This window comes from Vibrio sp. T13N (assembly GCF_032970445.1).
Taxonomy (GTDB): Bacteria; Pseudomonadota; Gammaproteobacteria; order Enterobacterales; family Vibrionaceae; genus Vibrio; species Vibrio diabolicus.
Genome location: NZ_JAWJYE010000006.1, coordinates 40,418 through 66,924, shown reverse-complemented (window position 1 = coordinate 66,924; position 26,507 = coordinate 40,418). Strand labels below are relative to the sequence as shown.

The 26,507-nt window shown below is 44.6% G+C and carries 24 protein-coding genes; 18 read left to right on the top strand and 6 right to left on the bottom strand.

Annotated elements, in window-relative coordinates; all coding sequences use genetic code 11:
• The first annotated feature begins 94 nt into the window (after nt 1-94).
• Together ung and R2S67_RS11625 are read left to right on the top strand one after the other, a co-directional pair.
• Complete coding sequence (ung, locus tag R2S67_RS11630) at nt 95-775, top strand: uracil-DNA glycosylase (protein ID WP_005396298.1); 681 nt, start codon at nt 95-97, stop codon at nt 773-775.
• Between the two features lie 112 nt (nt 776-887).
• Nucleotides 888-1,439 carry a hemerythrin domain-containing protein gene (locus R2S67_RS11625; protein WP_005396296.1) on the top strand — a complete coding sequence of 184 codons (552 nt, stop codon included), beginning with the start codon at nt 888-890 and terminating at the stop codon, nt 1,437-1,439.
• 234 nt (nt 1,440-1,673) lie between these two features.
• Here R2S67_RS11625 and R2S67_RS11620 read toward each other — a convergent pair whose 3' ends face one another.
• Nucleotides 1,674-1,859 carry a DUF3545 family protein gene (locus tag R2S67_RS11620; RefSeq protein ID WP_005396294.1) on the bottom strand — a complete coding sequence of 62 codons (186 nt, stop codon included), beginning with the start codon at nt 1,857-1,859 and terminating at the stop codon, nt 1,674-1,676.
• 721 nt (nt 1,860-2,580) lie between these two features.
• Here R2S67_RS11620 and R2S67_RS11615 point away from each other — a divergent pair.
• Together R2S67_RS11615 and yaaA are read left to right on the top strand one after the other, a co-directional pair.
• Nucleotides 2,581-4,014, top strand: a complete 1,434-nt coding sequence (locus R2S67_RS11615; RefSeq protein ID WP_005396293.1) for an alanine/glycine:cation symporter family protein — start codon at nt 2,581-2,583, stop codon at nt 4,012-4,014.
• Nucleotides 4,015-4,125: 111 nt separating this feature from the next.
• Nucleotides 4,126-4,902: a peroxide stress protein YaaA gene (yaaA, locus tag R2S67_RS11610; RefSeq protein ID WP_012842137.1), complete on the top strand. Its 777-nt coding sequence runs from the start codon at nt 4,126-4,128 to the stop codon at nt 4,900-4,902.
• Nucleotides 4,903-5,011: 109 nt separating this feature from the next.
• Here the strand turns inward: yaaA and srmB are convergent, their stop codons facing one another.
• Together srmB and R2S67_RS11600 are read right to left on the bottom strand one after the other, a co-directional pair.
• Nucleotides 5,012-6,235, bottom strand: a complete 1,224-nt coding sequence (gene srmB, locus R2S67_RS11605; protein WP_005396291.1) for an ATP-dependent RNA helicase SrmB — start codon at nt 6,233-6,235, stop codon at nt 5,012-5,014.
• A 107-nt stretch (nt 6,236-6,342) separates the two neighbouring features.
• Nucleotides 6,343-7,062 carry a tRNA1(Val) (adenine(37)-N6)-methyltransferase gene (locus R2S67_RS11600; RefSeq protein ID WP_046873968.1) on the bottom strand — a complete coding sequence of 240 codons (720 nt, stop codon included), beginning with the start codon at nt 7,060-7,062 and terminating at the stop codon, nt 6,343-6,345.
• A gap of 330 nt (nt 7,063-7,392) precedes the next feature.
• Between R2S67_RS11600 and brnQ the strand changes: the two genes are divergently transcribed.
• A complete protein-coding gene (brnQ, locus tag R2S67_RS11595) occupies nt 7,393-8,703 on the top strand; it encodes a branched-chain amino acid transport system II carrier protein (protein WP_006742676.1) in 1,311 nt (436 codons plus the stop codon).
• Nucleotides 8,704-8,788: 85 nt separating this feature from the next.
• On the opposite strand, the gene fldB is transcribed toward brnQ, so the two are convergent.
• Entirely contained in the window at nt 8,789-9,307 is a 519-nt protein-coding gene (gene fldB / locus R2S67_RS11590; RefSeq protein ID WP_005397338.1) for a flavodoxin FldB, read from the bottom strand.
• Between the two features lie 158 nt (nt 9,308-9,465).
• Here fldB and xerD point away from each other — a divergent pair, with 158 nt between their 5' ends.
• From xerD to R2S67_RS11555, 7 genes are all read left to right on the top strand, one after another.
• A complete protein-coding gene (gene xerD / locus R2S67_RS11585) occupies nt 9,466-10,383 on the top strand; it encodes a site-specific tyrosine recombinase XerD (protein WP_005397336.1) in 918 nt (305 codons plus the stop codon).
• Nucleotides 10,384-10,442: 59 nt separating this feature from the next.
• On the top strand, nt 10,443-11,231 hold the full coding sequence (gene dsbC / locus R2S67_RS11580; protein ID WP_012842135.1) for a bifunctional protein-disulfide isomerase/oxidoreductase DsbC: 789 nt from the start codon (nt 10,443-10,445) through the stop codon (nt 11,229-11,231).
• Nucleotides 11,232-11,275: 44 nt separating this feature from the next.
• Nucleotides 11,276-13,015 carry a single-stranded-DNA-specific exonuclease RecJ gene (recJ, locus tag R2S67_RS11575; RefSeq protein ID WP_006742673.1) on the top strand — a complete coding sequence of 580 codons (1,740 nt, stop codon included), beginning with the start codon at nt 11,276-11,278 and terminating at the stop codon, nt 13,013-13,015.
• A gap of 173 nt (nt 13,016-13,188) precedes the next feature.
• A protein-coding gene (gene prfB, locus R2S67_RS11570) for a peptide chain release factor 2 (RefSeq protein WP_100068604.1) occupies nt 13,189-14,287 on the top strand; the annotation gives its coding sequence in 2 pieces (ribosomal slippage) (nt 13,189-13,263 and nt 13,265-14,287; 1,098 coding nt in all).
• Nucleotides 14,288-14,321: 34 nt separating this feature from the next.
• The gene (gene lysS, locus R2S67_RS11565; RefSeq protein WP_005397328.1) at nt 14,322-15,839 is read left to right on the top strand and encodes a lysine--tRNA ligase; all 1,518 of its coding nucleotides are present in this window, start codon (nt 14,322-14,324) and stop codon (nt 15,837-15,839) included.
• Between the two features lie 244 nt (nt 15,840-16,083).
• Nucleotides 16,084-17,418 carry a cyclic-di-GMP-binding transcriptional regulator VpsR gene (gene vpsR / locus R2S67_RS11560; RefSeq protein ID WP_046873964.1) on the top strand — a complete coding sequence of 445 codons (1,335 nt, stop codon included), beginning with the start codon at nt 16,084-16,086 and terminating at the stop codon, nt 17,416-17,418.
• Between the two features lie 529 nt (nt 17,419-17,947).
• Nucleotides 17,948-18,199, top strand: a complete 252-nt coding sequence (locus R2S67_RS11555; protein ID WP_005397324.1) for a hypothetical protein — start codon at nt 17,948-17,950, stop codon at nt 18,197-18,199.
• Nucleotides 18,200-18,333: 134 nt separating this feature from the next.
• On the opposite strand, the gene R2S67_RS11550 is transcribed toward R2S67_RS11555, so the two are convergent.
• The gene (locus R2S67_RS11550) at nt 18,334-19,368 is read right to left on the bottom strand and encodes an NADP(H)-dependent aldo-keto reductase (protein ID WP_114323167.1); all 1,035 of its coding nucleotides are present in this window, start codon (nt 19,366-19,368) and stop codon (nt 18,334-18,336) included.
• A gap of 154 nt (nt 19,369-19,522) precedes the next feature.
• Between R2S67_RS11550 and R2S67_RS11545 the strand changes: the two genes are divergently transcribed.
• Nucleotides 19,523-19,834: a DUF6482 family protein gene (locus R2S67_RS11545; protein WP_005397320.1), complete on the top strand. Its 312-nt coding sequence runs from the start codon at nt 19,523-19,525 to the stop codon at nt 19,832-19,834.
• A 15-nt stretch (nt 19,835-19,849) separates the two neighbouring features.
• On the opposite strand, the gene mutH is transcribed toward R2S67_RS11545, so the two are convergent.
• Nucleotides 19,850-20,530 (bottom strand): DNA mismatch repair endonuclease MutH, encoded by a 681-nt coding sequence (gene mutH / locus R2S67_RS11540; protein ID WP_047009106.1) that lies wholly within the window; start codon nt 20,528-20,530, stop codon nt 19,850-19,852.
• Nucleotides 20,531-21,149: 619 nt separating this feature from the next.
• Here mutH and rppH point away from each other — a divergent pair.
• The 5 genes from rppH to R2S67_RS11515 all read left to right on the top strand — a co-directional run bounded on the left by rppH (nt 21,150) and on the right by R2S67_RS11515 (nt 26,488).
• Nucleotides 21,150-21,671 (top strand): RNA pyrophosphohydrolase, encoded by a 522-nt coding sequence (gene rppH, locus R2S67_RS11535; RefSeq protein ID WP_005381953.1) that lies wholly within the window; start codon nt 21,150-21,152, stop codon nt 21,669-21,671.
• Nucleotides 21,672-21,673: 2 nt separating this feature from the next.
• Nucleotides 21,674-23,920: a phosphoenolpyruvate--protein phosphotransferase gene (ptsP, locus tag R2S67_RS11530; RefSeq protein ID WP_047009107.1), complete on the top strand. Its 2,247-nt coding sequence runs from the start codon at nt 21,674-21,676 to the stop codon at nt 23,918-23,920.
• A 6-nt stretch (nt 23,921-23,926) separates the two neighbouring features.
• The gene (locus R2S67_RS11525; RefSeq protein ID WP_006743341.1) at nt 23,927-24,718 is read left to right on the top strand and encodes a sulfite exporter TauE/SafE family protein; all 792 of its coding nucleotides are present in this window, start codon (nt 23,927-23,929) and stop codon (nt 24,716-24,718) included.
• Between the two features lie 87 nt (nt 24,719-24,805).
• Entirely contained in the window at nt 24,806-25,627 is an 822-nt protein-coding gene (lgt, locus tag R2S67_RS11520) for a prolipoprotein diacylglyceryl transferase (RefSeq protein WP_005381948.1), read from the top strand.
• A 9-nt stretch (nt 25,628-25,636) separates the two neighbouring features.
• On the top strand, nt 25,637-26,488 hold the full coding sequence (locus R2S67_RS11515) for a thymidylate synthase (RefSeq protein ID WP_104969081.1): 852 nt from the start codon (nt 25,637-25,639) through the stop codon (nt 26,486-26,488).
• Nucleotides 26,489-26,507 lie beyond the last annotated feature (19 nt).

Sequence of the window (26,507 nt, the reverse complement as noted above, 5' to 3'; positions counted from 1 at the left end):
GTCTTTTTTTACTGTTCTCAAGTTCGTGGTAAGTTTTTGTTTGTTTGGGTTTCGCTCGTTAGAATAGAAGCAAAATTTAGGACAGGAACTTTCCATGAATCAGTCACCCACTTGGCACGATGTGATCGGCGAAGAGAAAAAACAGAGCTACTTTGTAGATACTTTGAATTTTGTAGAAGCAGAACGCGCCGCAGGCAAAGCGATTTTTCCGCCAGCGAAAGATGTCTTTAACGCGTTTCGATTTACCGAGTTTAACGATGTTAAAGTAGTGATTCTGGGGCAGGACCCATACCATGGCCCAAATCAGGCACATGGTTTGTGCTTTTCTGTTCTTCCTGGAATCAAAACACCACCATCACTCGTTAATATGTATAAAGAGCTGGCTCAAGATATTGAAGGGTTCCAGATCCCTCAGCATGGATTCTTACAAAGTTGGGCTGAGCAAGGTGTATTGTTGCTCAATACGGTATTGACGGTTGAGCAAGGTAAAGCGCATTCACATTCAAAAACGGGGTGGGAAACGTTCACTGACCGAGTGATTGAAGCGATAAACCAGCATCAGGAAGGCGTGGTGTTTTTATTGTGGGGCTCTCACGCTCAGAAGAAAGGGCGCTTTATTGATCGCAATAAACATCATGTGTTAGCCGCACCACATCCATCACCACTCTCAGCACACCGAGGTTTTTTTGGTTGTAAGCATTTCTCTCAAGCAAACCAGTTACTTGCCTCGCAAGGAAAAGCACCAATCAACTGGCATTTGCCATTAACTGTATAAAAGAAGAGACAGCGATAATGCTGCCATTATCGCTGTTTTTTTGAGCACGCTCGAGGCTGATGGCAAATTTCTCATGTACACTTATTAAAAGTAGGTGTTAAGGAGAGACGCTATGATGATCGAAAGAATTCGACGCGAACACGGCTATATGGTTCGTCTGTTGGCGATACTGCGCCATAAACTTAATGAGATAAAAGAAGAACGTGCGATCAACTACGCATTAGTAAGCGAGATAGTTGATTACCTCTCTAATCATTCAGAAAAAGTTCACCATCCGAAAGAAGATATTCTCTATCACCACTTTCTGGAGCACTATGGTAAGCAACAGACCATGGAAAACTTAGAGAAAGAACACCAAGAGCTAGCAAGTAAAACCAAAGAGTTTGCTTCCTTGATAGAGATGATCCTGCAGGATGCTGTTGTGCCTCAAGACATGTTTGTGGCCCACCTAGAGGATTTCATTGAATCACAAAGACGCCACTTGGAGTTAGAGGAACGAAAAATCCTGCCTCTCATTGAGGAGCTGTTCACTACCGAGGATTGGCAGCATGTTGAAAGCTTATGGAGCGTCAGTGAAGATGACCCAGTTTTTGGTGACACCATCGCCGATCGTTATAAACAGTTAGCTGAACGTGTGCGTCAAAGTGATGCTGAGTATGTTTAAGTGTGTGCGATGAAACCTGAGTGAGCGAAAGTATCACTCGGGTTTGTTAGCTGCATTTCTTATTTATTGAGAATTGGACGCAAATTTATCTTTTGCGCTTCTCAACCAAAAGACAGGAAAATTCCTATTGAGTAATAACGGTACTCATACTCAAATCCTGGCGCTTAAACTCAAGTCGTTTACGGTTACTGTAAACAAAAACAAAAGGCACCCTTAAGGTGCCTTTTGTTTGAATTAGAGTTTAATGTCTTCCAAGTTGTAGTCGGTACAGGCATCAAGTTCGCGTAGCTCTTTAAGCAAATTGCGCCTGTCGTTCATCTCTTCTATTTCACGCCACTTTCGCTTTACTGGTTTGGCACGAGATTTGGTTGTTGAGGTAGTATCCAGATTAAAAATGTCATCTAGTTGAAAGCCTTCCATAAGCCACCTTTACCTTTCTTAAGCTAAACTGTTGTAACCAGTCCTTGTGGAGTTTTTTAAGTACCACAATAGCCGTGAGAATAACCATGATATATTTCGCATTTGTGTCGGTAGCATGACATTTTCGTGCAAAAATATTCTCAAAATCACACTTTTCATGGCAATGTGGTGGCTAAAAAATGCACAAACGATCTCAAGAAAACGATTAAATAGAGAGATTTTCAATGTTAATTCGATTTGACGAGTGGGGGGACAGTGCAAAGGTCAAAGTTGCATAAAACCAGTTTGATGAAATAGTGTTCAATTAGATGGTAAGGCACTAGAGCAAATTTATGTAACACCTTGTGAATACTAGCTTGGTCTTAATTATATGGGTCTCCGTTCTGTTTGGTGGGCGATAATTATTTATGTTGGCATTTGGTAATTGAAATGTTGCGGTTTATGGGTGTTAAGTCTTCCATTTATGTTATTTTTTGGTGACTTTATAGTGAAAAATAACAATGTTATTATCATGATTGCATATTGATTTTTGCGCTCCTAGGTTGCATTATCCGCCCGTCAAAAAATACGCTGGTACGTAAAATGGATGCATGAAGCGACGTTTACGATTCTAGATTGCCCATAAACATTACTTAAAAAGCTAAGCACACTTTGACACTTAGCAGGCAATTTGGTGGATGGCTTGGACGCATAGACCGGCGCAACTCACTTTGAGGTACACATGACAGACTTAATCAATTTGATGAACGATCTCCTTTGGGGTTCGATTCTGGTTTATCTTCTTGTTGGTGTTGGTATTTACTTCACCGTTCGATTAGGGTTCATTCAGTTCCGCCATTTCGGCCACATGTTCTCTGTTCTTAAGAACAGTCGTAAAGCAGACAAAGCTGGTATTTCTTCTTTCCAAGCGCTTTGTACTAGTCTTGCTGCACGTGTTGGTACAGGTAACATGGCGGGCGTTGCAGTTGCATTGACTGCAGGTGGTCCTGGCGCGATCTTCTGGATGTGGCTGATCGCAATGCTTGGTATGGCAACGTCGTTTGCAGAGAGTACTCTGGCGCAGCTATACAAAACCAAAGATGATGATGGCAACTACCGTGGTGGTCCTGCCTACTACATGGAAAAAGGCCTGGGCATGCGTTGGATGGGCGTATTGTTCTCAGTTTTCCTAATCATCGCTTTTGGTTTGGTATTCAACGCCGTACAAGCTAACTCAATTGCAAATGCAATGAGCACCGCATTTGGTTGGAGTGACCTGTACGTTGGTATCGCGGTTGTAGTACTGTCTGCGATTGTAATTTTCGGTGGTATCAAGCGTATCGCAAAAGTCGCAGAGATGATCGTTCCGATCATGGCGCTGCTTTACTTGGCTCTAGCACTGTTCATCATGTTCTCTAATCTAGAGAAGCTACCTGATGTATTAATGCTTATCTTTAAGAGTGCATTTGGTCTGCAAGAAGCGGCGGCTGGTGGTCTTGGCTACGCGATTGCACAGGCAATGATTAACGGTATTAAACGCGGTCTATTCTCGAACGAAGCGGGTATGGGTTCTGCGCCAAACGCGGCGGCTTCAGCAACGCCTTACCCACCACACCCTGCATCTCAAGGTTATGTTCAGATGCTAGGTGTATTTATGGATACGATCGTTATCTGTTCAGCGACAGTGGCTATCATCCTGATGTCAGGTGAGTATGTTGGTCAAGCAACAGAAGTGACGGGTATCGAGCTAACTCAGCGTGCATTGAGCTCGCAAGTTGGTGATTGGGGTGGCATCTTTGTTGCCGTGGCAATCTTCTTCTTTGCATTTACATCAATCATCGCGAACTACTCGTACGCAGAAACGAACCTCATCTTCCTAGAGCACAACCACAAGGCGGGCCTAAGCATTTTCCGCGTTGTTGTTCTTGGTATGGTGATGTTTGGTGCACTTGCTTCGCTCCCAGTCGTATGGTCACTTGCTGATGTTTCGATGGGGCTGATGGCGATAGTCAACTTGGTGGCAATCATCTTGTTATCTGGCATCGTGATTAAGCTAGCAAAAGATTACAACCGCCAACTTGGTGAAGGTAAAGTACCAACGTTTGATGCGAATGACTTCCCTGAGCTGAAATCTCAGCTTGAAGAAGGCATTTGGTACAACGATAAAAAAGACTAAGTGAGCTATCACTCATAGTTGAAAGCTATTAGTACGATGTAAAAAGCCATGCAGACAATGCATGGCTTTTTTTGTACCCTATTAAAAAACAGAATTAGAGAAGGGAAAGTCATGCTTATCGTAGTTTCTCCAGCGAAGACTCTTGATTACGAGTCTCCGTTAGCGACAGAAAAATTTACTCAACCTGAGTTGGTCGAATACTCAAAAGAGCTTATCGATGTTTGCCGCAAACTGACTCCTGCTGATGTTGCCTCTTTAATGAAAGTGAGCGACAAGATTGCCGATTTGAATGTCGGGCGATTTCAAGAGTGGAGTGAAACGTTTACCACAGAAAACTCACGACAAGCGATCCTAGCGTTTAAAGGTGATGTTTACACAGGACTAGACGCCGAAACCTTATCTGAGGCGGACTTCGAATATGCTCAAGATCATCTGCGCATGTTGTCTGGCCTCTATGGTTTACTAAAACCACTCGACTTGATGCAGCCATACCGTCTTGAAATGGGTACCAAGCTTGCAAACGACAAGGGCACAAACTTGTACCAGTTTTGGGGCAATGTGATTACGGATAAGCTTAACGAAGCGATTTCTGCTCAAGGTGATAATGTGCTTATCAACCTAGCATCAAATGAATACTTTAAAGCGGTGAAGCCAAAGAACTTAGATGCGCAAGTGATCACGCCAGTATTCAAAGATTGTAAGAATGGCCAATACAAGGTCATCAGCTTCTACGCGAAGAAAGCGCGCGGCATGATGGCGCGTTACATCATCGAAAACCGTATTGAGAGCGTGGCAGATCTGACTAAGTTTGATACGGCGGGTTACTACTTTGTTGAAGATGAATCGACACCAACAGAGTTAGTATTTAAACGCGAAGAGCAAAACTAAAACTGATTGAGACTTAGTCTACGTTAACCTCTATCAGTACAAACGAAAAAGGGTTGGCAGTGCCAACCCTTTGTTATGTTTTAGCTTGGGCTATTTCGCCCTAACAAAATTATTTCTTCTTAGCGGTTTTCTTTTTCGCTGGTTTCTTCTTGTCTTCTTTTTTCTTTTTCTTCTTAAACACAGGTTTTTTGTGTTTCGGACGCATCTCTTTCACGAAACGCTCTTTGATGTCTTCTTTCACGTAACGTGCAACGCGATCCATCATTGGTTGGTCGTGTGCTTCTACGATTGAGATAGCATTACCTTTCTTACCCGCACGAGCCGTACGGCCAATACGGTGAAGGTAGACATCAGCCGTACGTGGCATGTCGTAGTTAATAACGTGTGACACATCCGGAAGGTCGATACCACGCGCAGCAACGTCCGTCGCGAGCAGCACGTTTACAGTACCATCGCGGAAGCGAGAAATCGCATTGTTACGACGATCTTGAGGCATTTCACCTTGAATCCAAGAACATGGAATCTGTGCGCTCTCAAGCTGCGCTCGTAGCTCTGCCAAACGCTCACGTGTCTTCAAGAAGACAATGGTGCGTTCTGCTTGCTGAGTAATAATGTGTTTTAGTAATTCAAGCTTGTGTTCAGCATCATCAGCACGGTGGTACCACTGAGCAATCTTCTTACGCTCACGCAGTGGCGATTTTGCATCAATCTCTGCTGGGTCATTCAACAGATCAGCGGTAAAGCCTTCTACGCCTTTACCCTCTAAAGTTGCTGAGAACAGAAGGGTTTGTTTACGCCAGCGGCACTCGTTAGATAGACGATCAACAGTAGGAGCAAAACCCATGTCTAGCATACGGTCTGCTTCATCCAGAATTAACCATTCAATCGCACGGCAATCAAAACGCTCTGCATCAATGTATTCTTTTAAGCGGCCAGGCGTTGCAACCACAATGTCTTGTGTTGTCGCAAGGATATCGGCGTGCTCTTGGTATTGAACACCACCTGTGATGGTGAAAATGTTCAGTTTAGTGTTTTTTGCCAAAGCTCGCGCTTGATCAGCGATTTGCATCGCCAATTCGCGCGTCGGCGTTAGGATCAAAATACGCGCAGGTCCAGGCTTGCGACGAGGGAAGTCTTGCAAGTATTGCAATGCTGGCAGAACGAAGGCTGCCGTTTTACCAGTACCTGTTGGCGCTGACGCTAGAATGTCACGACCATCCAACGCTTGTGGAATCGCTTCTGCCTGAATTTTTGTTGGGCGTTCGTAACCCATCTCTTCAATGGCTTCAAGTAGGTTTTGGTCTAGATCAAGTTCAGCAAAGGTTCTGATCACAATGAGTTCTCCACAAGCAAAGCTTGGTTAATGGTTCGCCACAACAGCATAGAATACAAAAAGGTCGCACATTATAAAGTGATTGGTGATAAGGATCACATGTTATTTCACATCTTAAGATAAAACTCGCGGGTTAATTGGACGAAATCGTCACTGTAACCGTCTTGCGAATGAATTATTAAATGTGATTCTTGAGTATCGCAAGGCTGCTTCGCCAGTTCAAATAACAGTCGATGTACCGGTTTCTTTTCTGATGGCTGTACACGACAGACTCGCGATAGATGCCAACCTTGGTGTAATGCTAGTTCAATAAACCGTTCGCCTTCGGTGATTGGTAACACAAAATTAGCTTTCCCTTGTTCATCAAGCAACTGATAGCAACGTTGTAGCAATGCGTTGTGGCGTAGCGTATCAGTGTGCCTCGCGGTTGCACGTTGACTGTGTTTCGATTGCTCGCCGCTATTGAAGTAGGGCGGATTACAAATGATACGTTGGAATGGATGCGTCGGCGTAAAGTCTAGTACGTCAGAATGATGCACACTCACACGAGCTGACCAAGGCGACTGAACCACATTTTTTTGCGCAGCTTCAATGGCTGTTAATTCAATATCGACCGCGGTTACTTGAGCTTCTGTAAAGCGTTGGGCACACATCAGGGCAAGCAACCCGGTGCCAGTGCCAATATCGAGAATTTGAGCGTTGTTCGGGCTTTGAATCCAAGCACCAAGCATGACCCCATCAGTGCTGACGGGCATACCACTCTCGCCGCCCTCAATACAAAATTGCTTAAAATTGAAGCCTTTAGTTTTCAGTTTTTTGCTCTTCATGATTGTTTTATGTTTGCTCAATAATTAAGTGAATTTCTCTATTGTTTCTTAATTGTATAGATTGTTGTTTTGTTGGTTATTAAATTGTATTGTTAATTGATCGAGATAAAGAACTGGTCTGTTGTTTAGATCTGGTTATATCCACTGCTTTTAAGTTTGAAAACTAAATTAATATGGTGTTTTTTTCTTAAAGGTTGCCAAATGATGAGTCTTTCGTCATTATGCGGCGAAAATTTTATAGATTGAACCACGTGTACTTATTGACTTTAGGTATACAAAAAGTGGTCTAAGCATACACAACATTCATTAATTAAAAGACAAGGGTTATCTGTGAAGCAGACGTTAAAACTAACAGATATTATCGCAGTAGGCTTTATGCTATTTGCGTTCTTTTTAGGTGCGGGCAATATCATCTTTCCACCTCTAGCGGGTCAGCTAGCCGGTGAAAACTTAATGCCAGCGATGTTTGGTTTCTTGCTAACAGCGGTAGGTCTACCTCTTATTACTATCGTTGCTATTGCTGTTGCTGGTGGTTCTTGGGATCACTTAACGCAAGACCTTCCGAAAAAAGCAGCGGTTATTATGGCTGCGTTGATCTTCATCATCATCGGTCCTGCATTTGCTGCGCCTCGTACTGGCCTAGTGGCTTACGAGATGGCGGTGAAACCTTTCTTCCTTGAAGCGTCACAAACGCATCTCACTGCATTTTCAGTGATCTTCTTTATTGCGGCGATGATGTTCTCATGGTTCCAAGGCCGTCTTATCGACTTGATTGGTAAAGTGCTGACTCCAGCGCTGTTTGTCGGTTTGATCATTCTTGCTGTCGCGGTATTTATTGATCCTCAAGGTGACATGCTGGGCGCGCACGGTGAGTACTTAACGCAACCACTGACCAAAGGCTTCCTAGAAGGCTACAACACAATGGATACGTTCGCGTCATTGATGTTTGGCATGCTGATGGTTGATGCACTGCGCGGTAAAGGCATTACTGAGCGTTCTGCAACCACTAAGTATCTGATCTATGCAGGTTGTATTGCCGCTGCCGGTCTTGCGTTTGTTTACATCTCACTATTCTACTTGGGCGCGACGAGTGCAACTGTTGCTGCTGGTGCAGATAACGGTGGTCTGGTACTTAGCCAATACGTTCAAGCGCTGTTTGGTCCATACGGTCAAATCGTTCTGTCTGTAATTGTATTACTAGCGTGTTTGACAACGGCTATTGGCTTGATTTCTGCGTGTTCAGACTTCTTCAGCTCGAAAACGCCACTGTCATACAAGCAATGGGTACTTATTAACGGTTCTGTTTGTGCGTTGGTTGCGAATGTCGGCCTTGCACAACTGATTTCTCTGTCAGTGCCAGTATTGTTTGCGCTGTACCCTGTGGCGATTGCGTTGGTTGCACTAACATTTGTACGCAGCAAACTGCCAAATCCACGTTTTGCTTACCGCGCGGTACTGCTTGTATCTCTGCTGTTTGCGTTGGTTGACGCGGCAAAAGTATCGGGTGTTGATGTTTCTGCGTTTAACATGTTGCCACTATTCGAAGTGGGTATGGGTTGGGTGCTTCCAACATTTGCGGCTATCGTGTGCATGTTCTTCATCGCGAAACCTCGTCCAGAGCTAGCACAAGAAACAGCGTAATAACTTCGCACTATCAAGATATTAAAAAGCCCGATGAATGACTTCATCGGGCTTTTTATTTTTTATCTTTGAAGCGTTCACACTATTAAAGTGTGTCGTGGAACTCTACAAGAACTTGTTCACACCATTTTTCGATGCGCTCATCACTCAGTTCGTACTGCGAGTCTTCATCTAACGCTAGTCCAACAAACTTGCTGCCATCTTCAATCAGTGCTTTCGATGCTTCAAATTCGTAGCCTTCATTTGGCCAGTAACCGATAAAGGTTGCGCCGGTCGCTTGTAATTCATCGTGAAGTAAGCCCATCGCGTCCAAATACCACTCACCGTAGCCTTCTTGGTCACCCAGACCAAATAGCGCGACAACTTTACCTTTTAATGGTGTTGTTGCGATGTCTTGCCAAATCGCATTCCAATCTTCTTGAATTTCACCAAAGTCCCAAGTTGAGATGCCAAGGAGTAGTAAGTCGTAGTCTGCCATTAGTGATAACGGTGTCTCTTTCACATTGTGAATGTCGACAAGGTCTTCACCAATAATGGTACGAATTTTCTCTGCTGCCATTTCGGTGTAGCAGGTCGTTGAGCCGTAAAAGAGTCCGATTTTCATTATATTCATCGTTATTTGTGTTGCTGTTGTGGAAGATTCTAACCATAAATTGAGGAAGATTGCAGCGAATATCCTAAGCGGGATGATTTTTTTATGGTATTGGATCGGCAGGTGCCTTAATCTAAATACTGTAAATATAAACAGATAAGGAAGCGTTCATGACGGCACAACAGCCTGTCAATCAACAAGATTTTTCGCTTGTTGAGCAATTCTTAGATGCGATGTGGATGGAGCGTGGGCTATCAGAGAACACGCTGGCTTCCTATCGAAATGATTTGATGAAGCTGCTCACGTGGATGGAGAAACATCGCTACCGTCTTGATTTCATTAGTTTGTCTGGCTTGCAAGAATACCAAAGCTACCTTGTAGACTTGGATTACAAGCAGACGTCCCGTGCGCGTATGTTGTCGGCAATTCGCCGTTTATTCCAATATCTGCATCGTGAGAAAGTACGTGCTGATGATCCGAGTGCGCTCTTGGTCAGTCCTAAACTGCCACAACGCTTGCCCAAAGATATTAGTGAAGAGCAAGTGGACGCCTTGCTCGAAGCGCCAGACCCGAATGATCCTGTGGAATTGCGGGATAAAGCGATGCTGGAACTGCTGTATGCGACTGGTTTGCGTGTGACGGAATTGGTCAGTTTAACTATGGAAAACATAAGTTTGCGTCAAGGTGTTGTGCGTGTCACAGGTAAAGGCGGTAAAGAGCGCTTAGTGCCAATGGGGGAGAACGCGGTAGATTGGATCGAGACGTTTATTCAACAAGGGCGCCCTGCGTTACTTGGTGATACATCATCTGATATTGTTTTTCCTAGCAAACGCGCAAGGCAAATGACTCGTCAGACGTTTTGGCACCGTATTAAGTACTATGCTTTGATAGCAGGGATTGACACTGAACAGCTGTCGCCGCACGTACTGCGTCATGCCTTTGCCACGCATTTATTGAACTATGGCGCAGATCTCAGGGTCGTACAGATGCTATTAGGACATAGTGACTTATCGACCACGCAAATTTATACTCACGTGGCGACTGAACGATTGAAGCAGATCCACAGTCAACACCACCCAAGAGCATAACAATGGTTAGATTCATCCATGTCTTCTTGGAAAAACGATTTTATATTAAGGTGAATTTCATGAGCGTATTACGCCGACTAACTCTGCTGACTTTACCATTTTTTGTTACCGCGTGTGGTGCAGAAGAAAGTCAGGCTAAAACGGACACTCCTGCACAGCAAGTGGCACCAGCTGCGCAAAGCAGTTTTGATGAAGCAGCATTAAAAACTAAGTTCTCAAAGCTTGGTTTATCTATCGTTGATATTCAGCCATCAGAAGTTGCTGGTTTATTGGAAATCCAAACTAATGGCGGGATCTTGTTTGCTTCAAATGATGGTAGCCATTTTATCGCCGGTACGCTTTATGCCATCAATGACGATGGTAGTTACAAAGATGTCATTGCAGAGCGCCAAGCGCCGCTTAATGCGGAGAAAATCGCGCAGTTCTCCGATAGCATGATTGAATACAAAGCCGACGATGAAAAATATGCTGTGACGGTATTTACTGATATCACTTGTGGTTACTGTGTGCGTCTGCACAGCCAAATGCAAGGCTATAACGATCTAGGCATTACAGTGCGTTACATGGCTTACCCTCGCCAAGGTGCTACTGGCCCAGTGGCAGAGCAAATGGCGACGATTTGGTGTGCTGAAGATCCAAAGTCGGCAATGCACAACGCGAAAGTGAATCGTACGTTTGATAACCCTGCGAAAGACTTAAAACAGTGTAAAGAAACCATCCAATCACATTACAATCTAGGTCGCCAATTGGGAATTTCTGGTACGCCAGCGATCTTCTTACCGAATGGCGAAATGGTTGGCGGTTACCTACCACCTGCAGAGCTATTGAAACGTTTAAAGCAACAATAATCCTTTAGGAGCAGAGCCGGCAAAGTCGCCGGCTCTTTTCAAGCATGATAGAAATTCAACGACGTCCTGAACCTGATCTTTCCCTTCTTCCTGATTCCATTCCTCCGATTCTCAAACGTATCTACATCAACCGTGGGATTACGGATCCTGCGCAACTAGAAACGTCAGCTCGTGGTTTGCATTCTTACCAAAAACTCGGGGGGATTGAGCAAGCTGTCGAGCTTTTGTTTCAGGCAATAAAAGAACAAAAACGCATCATCGTTGTTGGTGATTTTGATGCTGATGGCGCGACGAGCTCTGCATTGTCGGTGCTCGCGCTGCGTATGCTTGGTAGTCACAATGTGGACTACCTAGTACCGAATCGTTTTGAAGACGGTTATGGGTTAAGCCCAGAAGTCGTTGACCAGGCATTAGAGCTTGGCGCTGAGATGATCATGACGGTAGATAACGGTGTGTCATCAATCGAAGGCGTGCGTTACGCAAAAGAAAACGGCATTACCGTGCTCGTTACCGACCACCATTTACCGGGACAAGTGTTGCCTGATGTGGATGCAATGGTGAACCCAAACCTTGAGAGCTGTCATTTTCCGTCTAAAGCGCTCGCTGGTGTCGGGGTCGCGTTTTATCTCATGATGGCACTATGCGTTCATATGCGAAAACACAATTGGTTTGCTGAGCAGGGCATGCAAGAGCCTAAGTTGATGGAACTGATTGACCTTGTTGCACTCGGCACTGTAGCTGACGTTGTCCCACTGGATGAAAACAACCGCATTCTTGTACACCAAGGCTTGCAACGTATTCGTGCGGGCAAAGCGCGCCCTGGCATTCAAGCATTGATTGAGGTCGCGAAGCGTGATGCGCGTCGTTTGGTGGCGTCCGATTTTGGTTTTGCTTTAGGTCCTCGTATCAATGCTGCTGGTCGCCTTGATGACATGTCATTTGGTGTTGAACTGTTGATGTGTAACAACATTCACGCCGCTCGTCGTATGGCAAGTGAACTGGATGGTTTGAACCAAACTCGTAAAGAGATTGAAGAAGGCATGAAGCAAGAAGCGATGGCTTTCTGCGAGCGTCTTCAGTTTGGTGAAGGCAGTGAGCTTCCTTACGGATTAGCCTTGTTCCAACGTGATTGGCACCAAGGTGTGATTGGTATTTTGGCCTCGCGCATCAAAGAGAAGTTTCACCGTCCAGTCATCGCATTTGCTGATGGCGGAGAAGGGACAATTAAGGGCTCGTGTCGTTCTATTCCGGGGTTACACATGCGCGATGCGTTGGATTTCATCGACACGCAAAACCCAGGTTTGATCATCAAATTTGGTGGTCACGCGATGGCGGCAGGCTTAACAATTAAAGAGCAGGATTTTGAACGTTTCAGCCGTTTATTTGATGAAGTGGTAAAAAAAGAACTCGATGAAGCGGCGCTAAAAGGCGTGATCATGTCAGATGGTGAACTTAAGCCTGAAGAATTCTCTATGCATGTCGCTGAACAGCTACGGTCTGGTGGCCCTTTTGGACAAGCCTTCCCTGAACCAATCTTTGATGGTGAGTTTAAAGTGTTGCATCAAAAGCTGGTGGGTGAGAAGCATCTTAAATTGATGTTAGAGCCGCTTTACAAAGGTCATCCTACCAATGTGATGATCGATGGTATTGCATTTAATGTCGATTTGCGTCGCTGGCCGGATGCATCAGTTAAAACGGTACGTTTAGCTTACAAATTGGATGTGAATGAATTTCGTGGTAATCAATCACTGCAATTGATGATCGATCATATCGAAGCTAAGTAATATCTAGATTAACCTTTCTTATAGAGTACGGTTGCCCCTAAGAGGGTGTAAAATTTTATGACCGTGCTCTCTCTAACCGCAATCTGATTTCTCATCCGAAATTTTCCTGTATCTCGGTCACATTTTTCAGTAGAATTTCTCGGTTAAATTCTATTCTAAAATGTTGAGTAAACATGTTTGAAATCAATCCAATTAAAAACCGTCTGCAGGACGTGTCTCAGCGCACAAATGTCCTGAGGGGGTATCTTTGACTATGACGCAAAGAAAGAGCGTCTAGAAGAAGTCAACGCAGAGCTTGAACAACCTGATGTATGGAACGAACCTGAACGTGCACAAGCACTGGGTAAAGAGCGTGCATCGCTAGAAGCGGTTGTTGAAACTATTGATCAACTAGAGCAAGGTGTAGAAGACGTAGAAGGTCTTCTTGAGCTGGCTGTAGAAGAAGAAGATCAAGAAACATTTGACGAAATCGAACCAGAACTTGCTGAGTTGGAAGAGAAGCTAGAAAAGCTTGAATTCCGTCGTATGTTCTCGGGCGACCATGATAGTTCAGATTGCTACATCGATTTGCAAGCTGGCTCTGGTGGTACGGAAGCACAAGACTGGACCAACATGCTGCTGCGTATGTACCTACGCTGGGCAGAGGCGAAGGGCTTCAAAGCTGAAGTGATTGAAGTCTCTGAAGGTGAAGTCGCGGGTCTTAAGTCGGCAACAGTTCGTATCTCTGGTGAGTATGCGTACGGTTGGTTGCGCACTGAAACGGGCGTTCATCGTCTTGTTCGTAAATCTCCGTTCGATTCAGGCGGCCGTCGCCATACGTCATTTGCGTCTGCGTTCATCTATCCAGAGATTGATGAAAACATCGACATCGACATTAATCCTTCTGACCTACGCATCGACGTTTACCGTGCGTCAGGCGCAGGTGGTCAGCACGTCAACACCACAGAATCTGCGGTACGTATTACGCACGTACCAACGAACACCGTGGTTCAGTGTCAGAATGACCGTTCTCAACATAAGAACAAAGATCAGGCAATGAAACAGCTTCGAGCGAAGCTATTTGAGCTTGAATTGCAAAAGCAAAACGCGGAAAAACAAGCTAATGAAGACGCTAAGTCTGACATTGGCTGGGGTAGCCAGATCCGTTCTTACGTATTGGATGACTCACGTATTAAGGACCTCCGTACGGGCATTGAAAACCGTAATACTCAAGCGGTTCTTGATGGCGATCTGGACAAATTTATTGAAGCTAGCCTGAAATCAGGCCTATAAAGCTTTTCACCGACAAAAACAGGATACATCGAAAATGACTGATGCTGTTCAAAACGAAACTGTACTAGAAGAAAATAAGCTGATTGCTGAACGCCGCGCTAAACTGGATGAAATCCGAAAGAGCTGCAAAGCAAACGGCCACCCAAACGACTTCCGTCGTGACGCACTAGCGGGCGACCTTCAAAAAGAGTTCGGTGAAAAGACGAAGGAAGAGCTAGAAGAGCTTAACCACGTGGTTGCAATTGCTGGCCGTATTATGGCTAAGCGTGGTCCATTCCTAGTAATTCAAGAAACATCTGGCCGTATCCAAGCTTACGCTGCTAAAGACGTACAAAAAGAGCTAAAAGAGAAATACCAAGGTCTTGATATCGGTGACATCATCGGTGTTAAAGGTGCGCTGCACAAATCTGGTAAGGGTGACCTGTACGTGAACATGGAAGAATACGAGTTGCTAACTAAAGCACTTCGTCCACTTCCTGAGAAGTTCCACGGTCTTACTGACCAAGAAATGCGTTACCGTCAGCGTTACGTTGATCTGATTGTGAACGAAGATTCACGTAAAGCATTTATTGTACGTTCTAAAGTAATGTCTGCAATTCGTAACTTCATGATCTCAAAACAGTTCATGGAAGTAGAAACGCCGATGATGCACGTGATCCCTGGTGGTGCAAGTGCACGCCCATTCATCACGCATCACAACGCGCTAGACATGCCAATGTACCTACGTATTGCACCTGAGCTATACCTGAAGCGTCTAGTGGTTGGTGGCTTCGATCGCGTATTCGAAATTAACCGTAACTTCCGTAACGAAGGTCTTTCTCCACGTCATAACCCAGAATTCACTATGATGGAATTCTACATGGCGTACGCGGATTACAAAGATCTGATGGACTTTACTGAAGAACTACTAAGCTCGGTAGCGCAAGAAGTTCTAGGTTCAACATCAATGCCTTACGGTGATGAAACGGTTGAATTTGGTGGCACTTACACTCGTATGAGCATGTTTGAAGCAATCAAGCAGTACAACCCAGATCACGCGCAAATCCAAGCGCTAACCGAAGAAGATCTACAAAACCGTGAACTGATGGTTTCTATCGCGAAATCAGTACATGTTGAAGTAGAAGACTTCTGGACATGTGGTCAGCTTCTAGAAGAAATCTTCGGTGAAACAGCAGAACCTAAGCTAATGCAGCCAACGTTCATCACTGGCTACCCAGCGGACATCTCTCCACTGGCTCGCCGTAGCGATGACAACCCGTTCTTTACAGACCGCTTTGAATTTTTCATCGGCGGCCGTGAAGTGGCGAATGGCTTCTCAGAGCTTAACGATGCAGAAGATCAAGACGCGCGCTTTAAAGCACAGGTTGAAGCTAAAGAGTCTGGTGACGACGAAGCTATGTTCTACGATGCAGATTACATCACTGCACTAGAGCACGGCCTACCACCAACGGCAGGCCAAGGTATCGGTATCGACCGTCTGGTTATGCTACTGACTAACACGCACACTATCCGTGACGTGATCCTATTCCCAGCAATGCGCCCACAAGCGTAATTTGGCAGGATGATCAAAAAAACCACCTTCGGGTGGTTTTTTTATGCCTTTTAGTTAAATAAGTTCAAGTTGTTGCATTTGCTTTTTAATAGGATATGCAAATAAACATTCGCCAAATCTCAATCTATTGCATAGTCTTAATACTGAGACAGACGTGGGGGCGCGGAGTCTCGATAATGTTACCCGCTCGCAAAGATAGGTTTGTGGCGCAAAATTTCTATTAACAATGAAAAAGGGTTAGAGAATGGCTGGGCAGTTTAAGATGGATTCCATCCCGGGATCGCTTGTGGTAGTTGGCGGTACTTATGAGCCTTGGTTATCAGTACTTGAGCAAGTGGGCTGGAAGTGTCACCAAGTGGGTGACTTACGCAAAGCTAATACGTTGTTAGAGGATATTGGTCCATGTATCGGTATTGTCGATCTCAGCCATGACGAATTCAGCTTGAACGGTTTGGCGAACTTAGTCAGTTCTCACAAACACGTGCGTTGGTTAGCGTTTATTCGTGAATCTCAGCTTGGCACCGACACCATATGCCAGTTCATTGTTAACTTTTGTATCGACTTTTTCACTGCGCCAATCCCGGATGCCCAGCTTTTAAGCACGATTGGTCACCAGCTTGGTATGCTCAAGTTGGAGAAAAAAGTTTGGCCTAGTTTTGGTAGCAGCTTAGATATGGGGCTGATCGGTGAATCTATCCCGATGAAGCGTTTACGCGATCAAGTAAAGCGAATCGGTCCGACGGACGTCAGTATTCTGATTTCTGGGGAAAGTGGTACAGGTAAAGAAGCGGTTGCTCGCGCTATCCACAAAGTCTCTTCACGTTCTCATAAACCGTTTATGGCAATTAACTGTCGCGCGCTCAATGAGCAACGTTTCCAGGCGGAAGTATTTGGTATTAACGCCGATGAAGATATGGAAGCATGTATGCTCGAACAAGCAGATGGCGGCACCGTGTTGTTTAATGACATTCTTACCATCTCAAAAGAGCAACAAATGAATCTGCTGAGATTCTTGCAAGAAGGCACCATTGATACCAAAGATGGCGTAAAAGCGGTTAACGTACGCATTCTTGCTGCTAACTCGTCAGATGTTGAAAAAGCTTTGATTGACGGAGATTTTAATGAAGAGCTTTACCACTACATTAACGTATTACGCATTAATGTCCCGAGCTTAAAAGAGCGCGCGAGCGATATTTCTTTGTTAGCGCGCTACTACTTACAAGAGTTTTCTAAAGAGTATAACTCGCAAGCAAAAAGCTTTTCTGAGGATGCACTCAAGGCACTGACACGTTATTTCTGGCCAGGTAACGTACGTGAGTTGATGAATCAAGTGAAACGAGCGGTTCTGATGTCTGACAGCGTAATGATTGAAGAGCATCACCTAGATTTGCCTCAGCGTAATGACTCAAAGCGTAGTTTGAAATCGATTCGTGAGAAGAGTGAGCGTGACGCGTTACTGGTTGTTTTGGAATCTCATTCTGGTCAAGTTTCGAATGCGGCGAAGGAGCTTGGTGTTTCACGCGCGACCATGTATCGACTACTGAACAAACATAATTTGATTTCCGATCAAGCCATGTAATTTGTTCTTTCTGAAGTTAAATTGGTGAATGAATATCAGTGAAGGAGTGGCTACAAAGCCGCTCTTTTTGTTTTTGTATTCAGTTTGATTTATAAAATCCGTAATTTCATATATTCCCTAGGTGAATATGTTATATAGAAAAGTATATGAAACTGAATTGCGGTGTATTGATTTGTTTTTAATCAAAAAGACAAAAAATGTTTGATATATATTCATCAAAGCTTACAATTTAACCGTAACTCAATGAGTTATACCTTTCATAAACGGATTAATTTTTAGCTAGGAGGCGCAAGATGAAACATTACGTTGTTAACACCACTGCTTGCGCTGATCGTATGCCTATCGCTCCGATGACTCTTAAGTCGGATGATACCAATACCACTGGCTCACAAGATAAAAATTAATCCGTAACCTATCTTATTTATTACTAGGCTGCGGAAAAGTAGCGGCTTAGTATCAACAGAGCGCCTCTGTTCATTTTACGCACTATTTTTCCCAGTCGAATACATCGATAATCGGAGAAAATATTATGCGTCACTCTATTTACCTACAACTGGCAACTTTGCTATTGAAAGCAGACCTTAAACGCGAAGAAAAGCAATGGCAGCGAACCATACGCCGCACTGCTCATGATGTTCCATGGACGAATGTTCATCTATTGAGGGATATTGGTTTAGATAGCGATGGTCGTTCCACACGCGCCAATGTTCCGGATGCAGTAAAAGTTGAACGTCGAGTTCGTCACCTTCGTCGAGTTTTAACGTCGCGAATAATGACGTAATCGTTAGCGTGTTGGACTGACTGAGTTGCTATCGAGTCATTCAACACGCTTAACGTGCGATATGAAGGCATACTTCATTTGATAAACAGCTGACCTTSAAGGTCAGCTGTTTTCGTTTGAGGGGAGCTTTACTGTTAAGGGCAAGGGTTCGAGTAGGTTGTACCAATTGCTTGAATCTCAGTAAGGAGCTCATCGCTTAGTTTTAGATCGATACTGTCGATGTTGGCTTTTAATTGGTTGAGGTTGGTCGCGCCGATAATATTAGATGCTACAAATGGGCGCTGATTGACAAATGCAAGTGCCATTTGTGCAGGATCCAAACCATGCTCTTGGGCTAAATTGACGTAAGCTTCGGTCGCTTTTATCCCCTGAGGAGTAAAGTAGCGCGCAAAACGCTCCCACTTCGTGCATCGAGCACCCTCTGGTCTCTCACCATTCAAGTATTTGCCGCTTAGGCAGCCAAATGCCAGTGGAGAGTAGGCCAGTAACTGGACACCTTCATAGTGGCTGATTTCAGACAAGCCCACTTCAAAGCTGCGGTTCAACAAGTTATATGGGTTTTGAATCGAGACAATGCGTGGCAAATCATGCTTTTCAGCTAAACGCAGTAATGACATCACACCCCATGGCGTTTCGTTTGATACACCGATGTAGCGTACTTTGCCTGCATTCACTAGCTCAGTCAGCGCTTCCAAGGTTTCAATTAATGTGACTTCTTCTTGCTTGTCTGGGTAAGGGTAGTTGAGTTGACCAAAGCAGTTAGTTTGACGTTGAGGCCAATGTAATTGGTATAAATCGACATAATCCGTTTGCAGGCGGTTAAGGCTGTCATCAATTGCTGTATGGATGTGGCGACGATTAAGGCTCATGTTGTCTCGGATGTGAGGGACACCGCGAGGGCCAGCCACTTTTGTTGCCAGCACAACTTTTTCACGTTTGCCGCTCTTTGCTAACCAATTCCCGATGTATTGCTCGGTGAGTCCTTGCGTTTCCGCTTTGGGAGGTACAGGGTACATCTCTGCGGTATCAATGAAATTCACCCCATGATCAAGGGCAAAGTCGAGCTGTTCAAAGGCGTCCTTTTCTGTATTTTGCTCGCCAAACGTCATGGTTCCGAGGCAGATTTTACTGATCTCAAGTGATGAGTGCGGTAGTTTTGTGTATTGCATATCACGTCCTTGAAGAGTTACCGACTAAATAAGTGATTCCAATATAGGGGATTTTTAACCGCTATCGCAAATGATTTACGTATAAAGGAAGACCAAACTCGAAAGCTATACATAGCCTAACTACACTTAAATGATCGTGTAAAGGAGGTACGTTATGCAGAAGCATCAATTGGACATGTGGTTACACGGTCCCCATAAAGATACTTATAAAACTCCCAAAGTATTTGTGATTGGGTGTTCTGATGTCTCTGACTATTTGCTAGCAGTGGAGTACAAGCATCAACTTGAGCCGATTAAAGACGGTGAAGATCCGATACATTTCGGTTCGCTAGATTTGGTGAAAGAAGAGCTGCTGAGGTTAGGGGTAGATAAAGCGTACTTAAGGCTGCACAATGCGTATGACGAATGTGGCACTGAAGAGGCAGCCTCGTACTGTGATATCGAGTTATCGCTCGTGACGCACTAAATGGTGGAAACAACATTACTCAGATGGCGTGCTGATGTAGTGCTTGAGTAAGATCTGCTCAGTAAACTGTGTTCTGAGGTAAAAACCTCGGGGCAGAGTTTTTATCGGCTTGCCATTTGAGCTGTATGCTTCGGTGAGTGCTTTTGCATTCGCGGCTTTAGGGCGAAGATGCAGCGCTTCTCCGTGTCTGGCGGAAATTTGATCAAATTTCCCCAAGACGATCATCTCCATTAGCTCTTCCCAGTCGTTTCGTAAAATACGCTCTTCTTCGTCGTCTGGTGACCAAATCAGTGGGCTACCAACACGTCTTTCTGCAAGTGGAATTTCTCGTTCCCCTTCCACTGGTACCCAAAGCACACGAGATAGCTTGTTTCGAACATGACTTGTTTCCCATGTAAGACCATGAACACCAGTGAGGGGAGCTACAGAAACAAAGGTTGTTTCTAAAGGTTTGCCAGAGTAACTGATCGGAATACTTTTCAACTCGATCCCTAGCTTAGCGAAATCTTGTTGAGGTTTACTGCCTGCTGGGGCGCCCAAGTGCCATTCGAGTAATTGACCCACCCAACCTTTATCACGTTTTAAGTTTTCAGGAACAATCATATTCGCCTCGGCGGCCAGCTCTGCAAAGCTAAGTCCTGCCATATCATGCGCTCGTTCCAATAGCTCTGCTTCTGTTTGTGGTTCTGGTTTCATAGTCACAAGGTGGTATTACAAAAAATATAGTTTATCAAACTCCGGCCAAATCTACTGTTTAAGATTTCACCGAGGCGGTGTAAGAACGATCAATTCATAACTTATCCACAGGTGGAGAAGGTATTGATAAGATCCTGACGGGGTCTGTATGAATAAACAGGGGTTAAAATGCATTTTTGGGGTTGATTTTGTTGTAATCATCTAAACGAATAGCAGGTGAGTGTGGATAAATAGCCTATTGGTGGATCTTTGACCGATCTGAGTTTGGTGAAAAGATCATCAAGAAACTGAAGATCGATTTATCGCTATTTTTTAAAATAAAGACTTTTTTATCAATGTTTTATATTTGTTTTCTTGTTTCTTTATTTGTTTTGCTTGTGATGGGGTTGAACAGAATTACTCATTTGAATTGAATTCTTCACAAAGTTATTCACAGAAAAGGTGAATAAATGTGGGCAATGTCTCACTCTTGTGTTGATAAGCTATGGCTTGATTAAAAGATATCCAAATATGGTGAAAAGGTAATAAATCTTGCTCATATCACATCAGTAAGTTTGCTAGTAATGGGGATATGTGGAAAAATCACGGTAATAAAAAATTTATTCATAGAGGTTAGCCAGTGATAGATGGCGATGGTTACCGACTTAATGTTGGTATTGTGATATGTAATAACCATGGTCAGGTCTTCTGGGCTAAACGATACGGGCAACACTCATGGCAATTTCCACAAGGTGGGATTGACGAAGGTGAAACCCCTGAACAAGCCATGTTTAGGGAGTTATACGAAGAAGTCGGTTTAACGAAAAAAGACGTTAAGATCATTGCAACAAGTCGTCATTGGTTAAGATATAAGCTACCAAAGCGATTGGTGCGTTGGGACTCCAAGCCTGTTTGTATCGGCCAAAAACAGAAATGGTTTCTGCTGAGATTAGAATGCGATGAATCTCGTATTAATATGCAACGCGGAAAATCCCCTGAATTTGATGGTTGGCGCTGGGTGAGTTACTGGTATCCAGTTAGGCAAGTTGTTTCTTTCAAGCGAGATGTTTATCGACGAGCGATGAAAGAGTTTGCATCCTTAGCCATGCCTTTTCGAGAGAGAAAAGCGAAAGGGAAAAGAAAAAAGCAACGTAGAGGATAATCATGCTCAGTCAGCTAAGGGAAATAGTTGAGAAAGTCTCCAGGGTCGATGATGTGCATCTGGCACTCGATATATTGGTGAAAGAGACTTGTGCTGCCCTTCGCACTGAGTGCTGTACTATCTATCTTGCTAATGAAGAAATGCAGCGCCTTGAGTTAATGGCAACTCAAGGCCTTATTTTTGAAGGTGATAGTATTCATATCAACTTCAATGAAGGCTTGGTTGGGTTGGTTAAACGAAGCGCAGAGCCACTCAACCTTGCCGAAGCCTCAAAACATCCCGAGTTTAAATTCTTCCCTCAACTCGGCGAACAGATTTACCACTCCTTTTTAGCCACTCCAATCATTCATCGAAAACAAGTTTTAGGTGTGTTGGTGATCCAGCAAAAAACACCGCGCTTGTTCAGTGAAATGGAAGAGTCGTTTCTTGTCACGTTGTCCGCTCAGCTAGCAGTGCTTATTGCGCATGCGCAGAATCTTGGGCATTGGCAGTTGGCATCTAAACCCACGGTATTAAAAGGTTTGCCTGCATCTACTGGTGTCGCGATTGGAGAGTTTTGGTTCGACAATACCCAACCGAGTTTATCGGATGTTTTCCCATCGTCCACGTTAGATAAGGAACGTGAGCACGAGACATTGCTGGTGGCCATAGAGCGAGCGTTAAATGATTTTCGCCGTATGCGGAAAAAGCTGGACAGTGAAATCAACAAAGATGCGCTGGCGATCTTCGATCTGTTTACGCACTTACTCAATGACCCGATGCTTCGCGGTGATTTGAAGAAGCAGATTGAAAAAGGAGATAGGGCAGACTGGGCGTTACGCCAAGTGGTAGAATCATACTCGAATCGATTTGCCAGAATGTCGGATGTCTACATGCGCGAGAGAGCGCAAGACATCCGAGAGTTAGGGCAAAGGCTGCTCTATTTTCTACATAACAGTGAGCAAGAAAATTCTGCAATTGATCGTCCCATTATTTTGGTGGCGAATGAACTCACAGCCACCTTGCTCGCGTCTGTACCTAAAGAATTTTTGTTAGCCGTCGTGTCACTAGAAGGTGGCGCGAACTCTCATGCGGCTATTTTGTCTCGCGCACTTGGAGTTCCCGCAGTCATGGGCGCCAACATTAACCCGGATGTGGTCAATGGCAAACTCGGGATAGTGGATGGTTATACGGGCGAGATCTTCCTAGAGCCAAACCGTCAATTATTGCGAGAGTATCGCAGCTTAGTGAGTGAAGAGTCAGAATTGTTTGCAATGGTAAACAAGGACCTAGCACTCCCAGCGGTTACGCAAGACAATCACCACATCGAAATTATGCTCAATGCGGGGCTCAGTGCAGACAGTAATATTGCCATCAATACAGGTGTTGATGGAGTTGGGTTGTACCGAACTGAGATTGCATTTTTACTTCAGCATCACTTTCCGTCAGAAGATGAGCAGTATCATCAATACCAAGCGATACTCAACAGTTATCCGAATCAACGAGTGGTGATGCGCACTTTGGATATTGGTGGTGACAAACCTTTGCCATATTTGCCGATCGAAGAAGATAATCCGTTTCTAGGCTGGCGTGGCATTCGTTTTACATTAGATCACCCAGATATTTTCTTGATCCAGCTGCGTGCAATGTTAAGGGCGAGTGCAGAAAGCGGTAACTTAAGTATTTTGTTGCCAATGGTGTCTGGGGTAAAAGAGCTAGACGATGCCATTAGCTTGATCAATCAAGCCCACAGCGAAGCCGTGTTGCTTGATGATAGAATTCAGTTCCCACAAGTTGGGGTCATGATCGAAGTGCCATCAATGGTGTATTTATTGCCAACGATTGCTCACCGTGTTGATTTTGTTTCTGTCGGGACAAACGATTTAACCCAGTATTTATTAGCAGTTGATAGGAACAATTCCCGCGTCGCGGATGTCTATGAATCTATGCATCCTGCGGTACTGCTAGCGCTTAAGCAAATCCATGACGTGTGCGATAAGTATCAGGTGCCAGTGTGTATTTGTGGTGAGTTAGCTGGCGACCCATTTGGCGCTCTTCTCTTACTTGGGTTAGGGTATACCAGTTTGAGTATGAACACCTCCAACGTGGCTAAGGTGAAATATTTGATTCGTCATAGCCAACAAGAAGAATTAGAAAAATTAGCGGAGCAAGCAATGACAAAGTCCTACGGGGAGGACATTCATCAAATGATGCATGACTTCTTCATCCAACAGGGTTTTGCGGGCTTTATCCGTGCAGGTAAAAAGTAGGAAATCGTGACCGTCTCTTTATTTTTGTTATTGTTGGCGCTAGGCGCTTTTGTGGGTGTGATGGCGGGGTTACTCGGTATCGGTGGTGGTTTGATTGTTGTTCCTGCCTTGTTGTATTTGCTTCCTCTTGCTGGGATCTCTCCAGAAATGAGTATGCACATGGCCTTAGCCACTTCGTTAGCGAGTATTATTGTCACGTCAGGCTCATCGGCGATGAATCACCTTAAGCTCGGCAATGTCGATATGTTCGTCGTAAAATGGTTGATGCCAGGTGTGGTTATAGGTGGTTTTGTCGGTGCCAATATTGCTGAGTGGATCCCTACGCACTACTTGCCGAAAGTATTTGGTGTCATTGTTCTTTGCCTGTCAGTACAAATGTTTCGTTCCATTAAAGTTACGAGCAGTAAACCTATGCCGAGCAGCCCGGTGACCGTTGCATATGGCACGGGAATTGGTGTCGTATCAAGCCTTGCTGGTATTGGTGGTGGCTCACTGTCGGTACCATTTCTAAATAAACACGGGATAGAAATGCGTAAAGCGGTGGGCTCATCCTCCGTTTGTGGTTGCGTGATTGCTATTTCTGGTATGATCGGCTTCATCTTACATGGCTATAAAGTGGAAGGCTTACCTTCATACAGTATTGGCTATGTTTATCTTCCCGCATTATTAGCGATTGCCATGGCCTCGATGCTCACAACAAAAGTGGGTGCGAAGCTGGCAACTAACCTTCCAACTGCGGTATTAAAAAAGATATTCGCGGTGTTCTTAATGTTTGTAGCAGCGACCATGCTGCTCTAAGTTTGTACCCAAGTCATTCTCGCTGAACCAAGCATCTAGAGGTTACTTGGGTATATTTATTTTGTTGTGATAAGAAGAGAATGATTTATGTCTCAGGGATATATTGAATTTCCCAATATTGATCCGGTTTTAATCTCTATTGGTCCTGTTTCGGTTCGTTGGTACGGTTTGATGTACCTTGTGGGCTTTATGTTCGCCCTATGGTTGGCGAACCGACGTGCGGATAAGCCGGGAAGTGGTTGGACACGAGAACAGGTTTCTGATTTGTTGTTCGCAGGCTTCCTTGGCGTGGTGATTGGTGGCCGTGTTGGCTACGTGCTTTTCTACAATTTTGAGCTCTTCCTGGCTGATCCTTTGTATCTGTTTAAAGTGTGGACCGGTGGTATGTCTTTCCACGGGGGCTTACTGGGTGTTATTACCGCGATGTTCTGGTATGCACACAAAAACGGGCGAACTTTCTTCGGTGTTGCCGACTTTATCGCGCCGCTTGTGCCATTTGGTTTGGGTATGGGGCGTTTAGGTAACTTCATGAACAGCGAATTGTGGGGCCGCGTAACAGATGTACCTTGGGCGATCGTTTTCCCAAATGGCGGTCCACTGCCACGTCATCCATCGCAGCTTTATGAAATGGCGCTTGAAGGTATCGTACTTTTCTTCATCTTGAATTGGTTCATCAAGAAACCTCGTCCTCTAGGTTCTGTTTCAGGGCTATTTTTAGCTGGATATGGTACATTCCGCTTCCTAGTTGAGTACGTGCGCGAACCAGACGCTCATTTGGGTTTATTCGGTGGCTTTATTTCCATGGGACAGATTCTATCCCTGCCAATGGTGGTTATCGGTGTCCTAATGATGGTTTGGGCATACAAACGTGGTCATTACAAAGACGAGTTACCACAAAAGACGAAGTAAGGTATTGGTGTGAAACAGTATTTAGATTTGTGTCAACGCATCGTTGACCAAGGTGTTTGGGTTGAAAATGAGCGTACAGGCAAGCGCTGCCTGACCGTAATCAACGCGGATTTAACCTACGATGTTGCGAACAATCAATTTCCGTTGGTAACCACACGTAAAAGTTTTTGGAAAGCGGCCGTTGCAGAGCTACTAGGGTATATTCGTGGTTACGATAATGCGGAAGATTTTCGTAAGCTGGGCACGAAAACCTGGGATGCCAATGCCAACCTAAATGATGCTTGGTTAAATAATCCATATCGTAAGGGCGAAGACGACATGGGCCGTGTCTACGGTGTCCAAGGGCGCGCATGGGCGAAGCCTGATGGTGGTCATGTTGATCAATTACGCAAGATAGTGGATGACTTAACGCGTAGTGTTGATGATCGCGGTGAAATCTTGAACTTCTACAACCCGGGTGAATTCCACATGGGGTGCTTGCGTCCTTGCATGTATAGCCACCATTTTTCATTGCTGGATGATACGCTTTACCTGAACAGTACTCAGCGTTCGTGTGATGTACCGCTTGGCTTAAACTTCAATATGGTTCAAGTTTACGTGTTCTTGGCGATCATGGCGCAAATCACGGGCAAGAAACCTGGTCAGGCATTTCATAAGATTGTGAATGCGCACATTTATGAAGATCAGCTTGAACTGATGCGTGATGTTCAGTTGAAGCGTGAACCATTAAAGGCGCCGACGTTCCACATCAATCCAGAGATTAAATCTCTAGAAGATCTGGAAACATGGGTCACACTGGATGACTTTTGGGTTGAAGGATACGAGCATCACGACCCTATTCGTTACCCATTCTCAGTGTAACCAGTGTTGTTCTTCAAGA

Bases quoted from the DNA above. Each gene is read 5' to 3' on its own strand.
- ung (WP_005396298.1), top strand. From the start codon at position 95: ATGAATCAGTCACCCACTTGGCACGATGTGATCGGCGAAGAGAAAAAA.
- R2S67_RS11625 (WP_005396296.1), top strand. From the start codon at position 888: ATGATGATCGAAAGAATTCGACGCGAACACGGCTATATGGTTCGTCTG.
- R2S67_RS11620 (WP_005396294.1), bottom strand. From the start codon at position 1,859: ATGGAAGGCTTTCAACTAGATGACATTTTTAATCTGGATACTACCTCA.
- R2S67_RS11615 (WP_005396293.1), top strand. From the start codon at position 2,581: ATGACAGACTTAATCAATTTGATGAACGATCTCCTTTGGGGTTCGATT.
- yaaA (WP_012842137.1), top strand. From the start codon at position 4,126: ATGCTTATCGTAGTTTCTCCAGCGAAGACTCTTGATTACGAGTCTCCG.
- R2S67_RS11600 (WP_046873968.1), bottom strand. From the start codon at position 7,062: ATGAAGAGCAAAAAACTGAAAACTAAAGGCTTCAATTTTAAGCAATTT.
- fldB (WP_005397338.1), bottom strand. From the start codon at position 9,307: ATGAAAATCGGACTCTTTTACGGCTCAACGACCTGCTACACCGAAATG.
- xerD (WP_005397336.1), top strand. From the start codon at position 9,466: ATGACGGCACAACAGCCTGTCAATCAACAAGATTTTTCGCTTGTTGAG.
- dsbC (WP_012842135.1), top strand. From the start codon at position 10,443: ATGAGCGTATTACGCCGACTAACTCTGCTGACTTTACCATTTTTTGTT.
- recJ (WP_006742673.1), top strand. From the start codon at position 11,276: ATGATAGAAATTCAACGACGTCCTGAACCTGATCTTTCCCTTCTTCCT.
- lysS (WP_005397328.1), top strand. From the start codon at position 14,322: ATGACTGATGCTGTTCAAAACGAAACTGTACTAGAAGAAAATAAGCTG.
- vpsR (WP_046873964.1), top strand. From the start codon at position 16,084: ATGGCTGGGCAGTTTAAGATGGATTCCATCCCGGGATCGCTTGTGGTA.
- R2S67_RS11555 (WP_005397324.1), top strand. From the start codon at position 17,948: ATGCGTCACTCTATTTACCTACAACTGGCAACTTTGCTATTGAAAGCA.
- R2S67_RS11550 (WP_114323167.1), bottom strand. From the start codon at position 19,368: ATGCAATACACAAAACTACCGCACTCATCACTTGAGATCAGTAAAATC.
- R2S67_RS11545 (WP_005397320.1), top strand. From the start codon at position 19,523: ATGCAGAAGCATCAATTGGACATGTGGTTACACGGTCCCCATAAAGAT.
- mutH (WP_047009106.1), bottom strand. From the start codon at position 20,530: ATGAAACCAGAACCACAAACAGAAGCAGAGCTATTGGAACGAGCGCAT.
- ptsP (WP_047009107.1), top strand. From the start codon at position 21,674: ATGCTCAGTCAGCTAAGGGAAATAGTTGAGAAAGTCTCCAGGGTCGAT.
- lgt (WP_005381948.1), top strand. From the start codon at position 24,806: ATGTCTCAGGGATATATTGAATTTCCCAATATTGATCCGGTTTTAATC.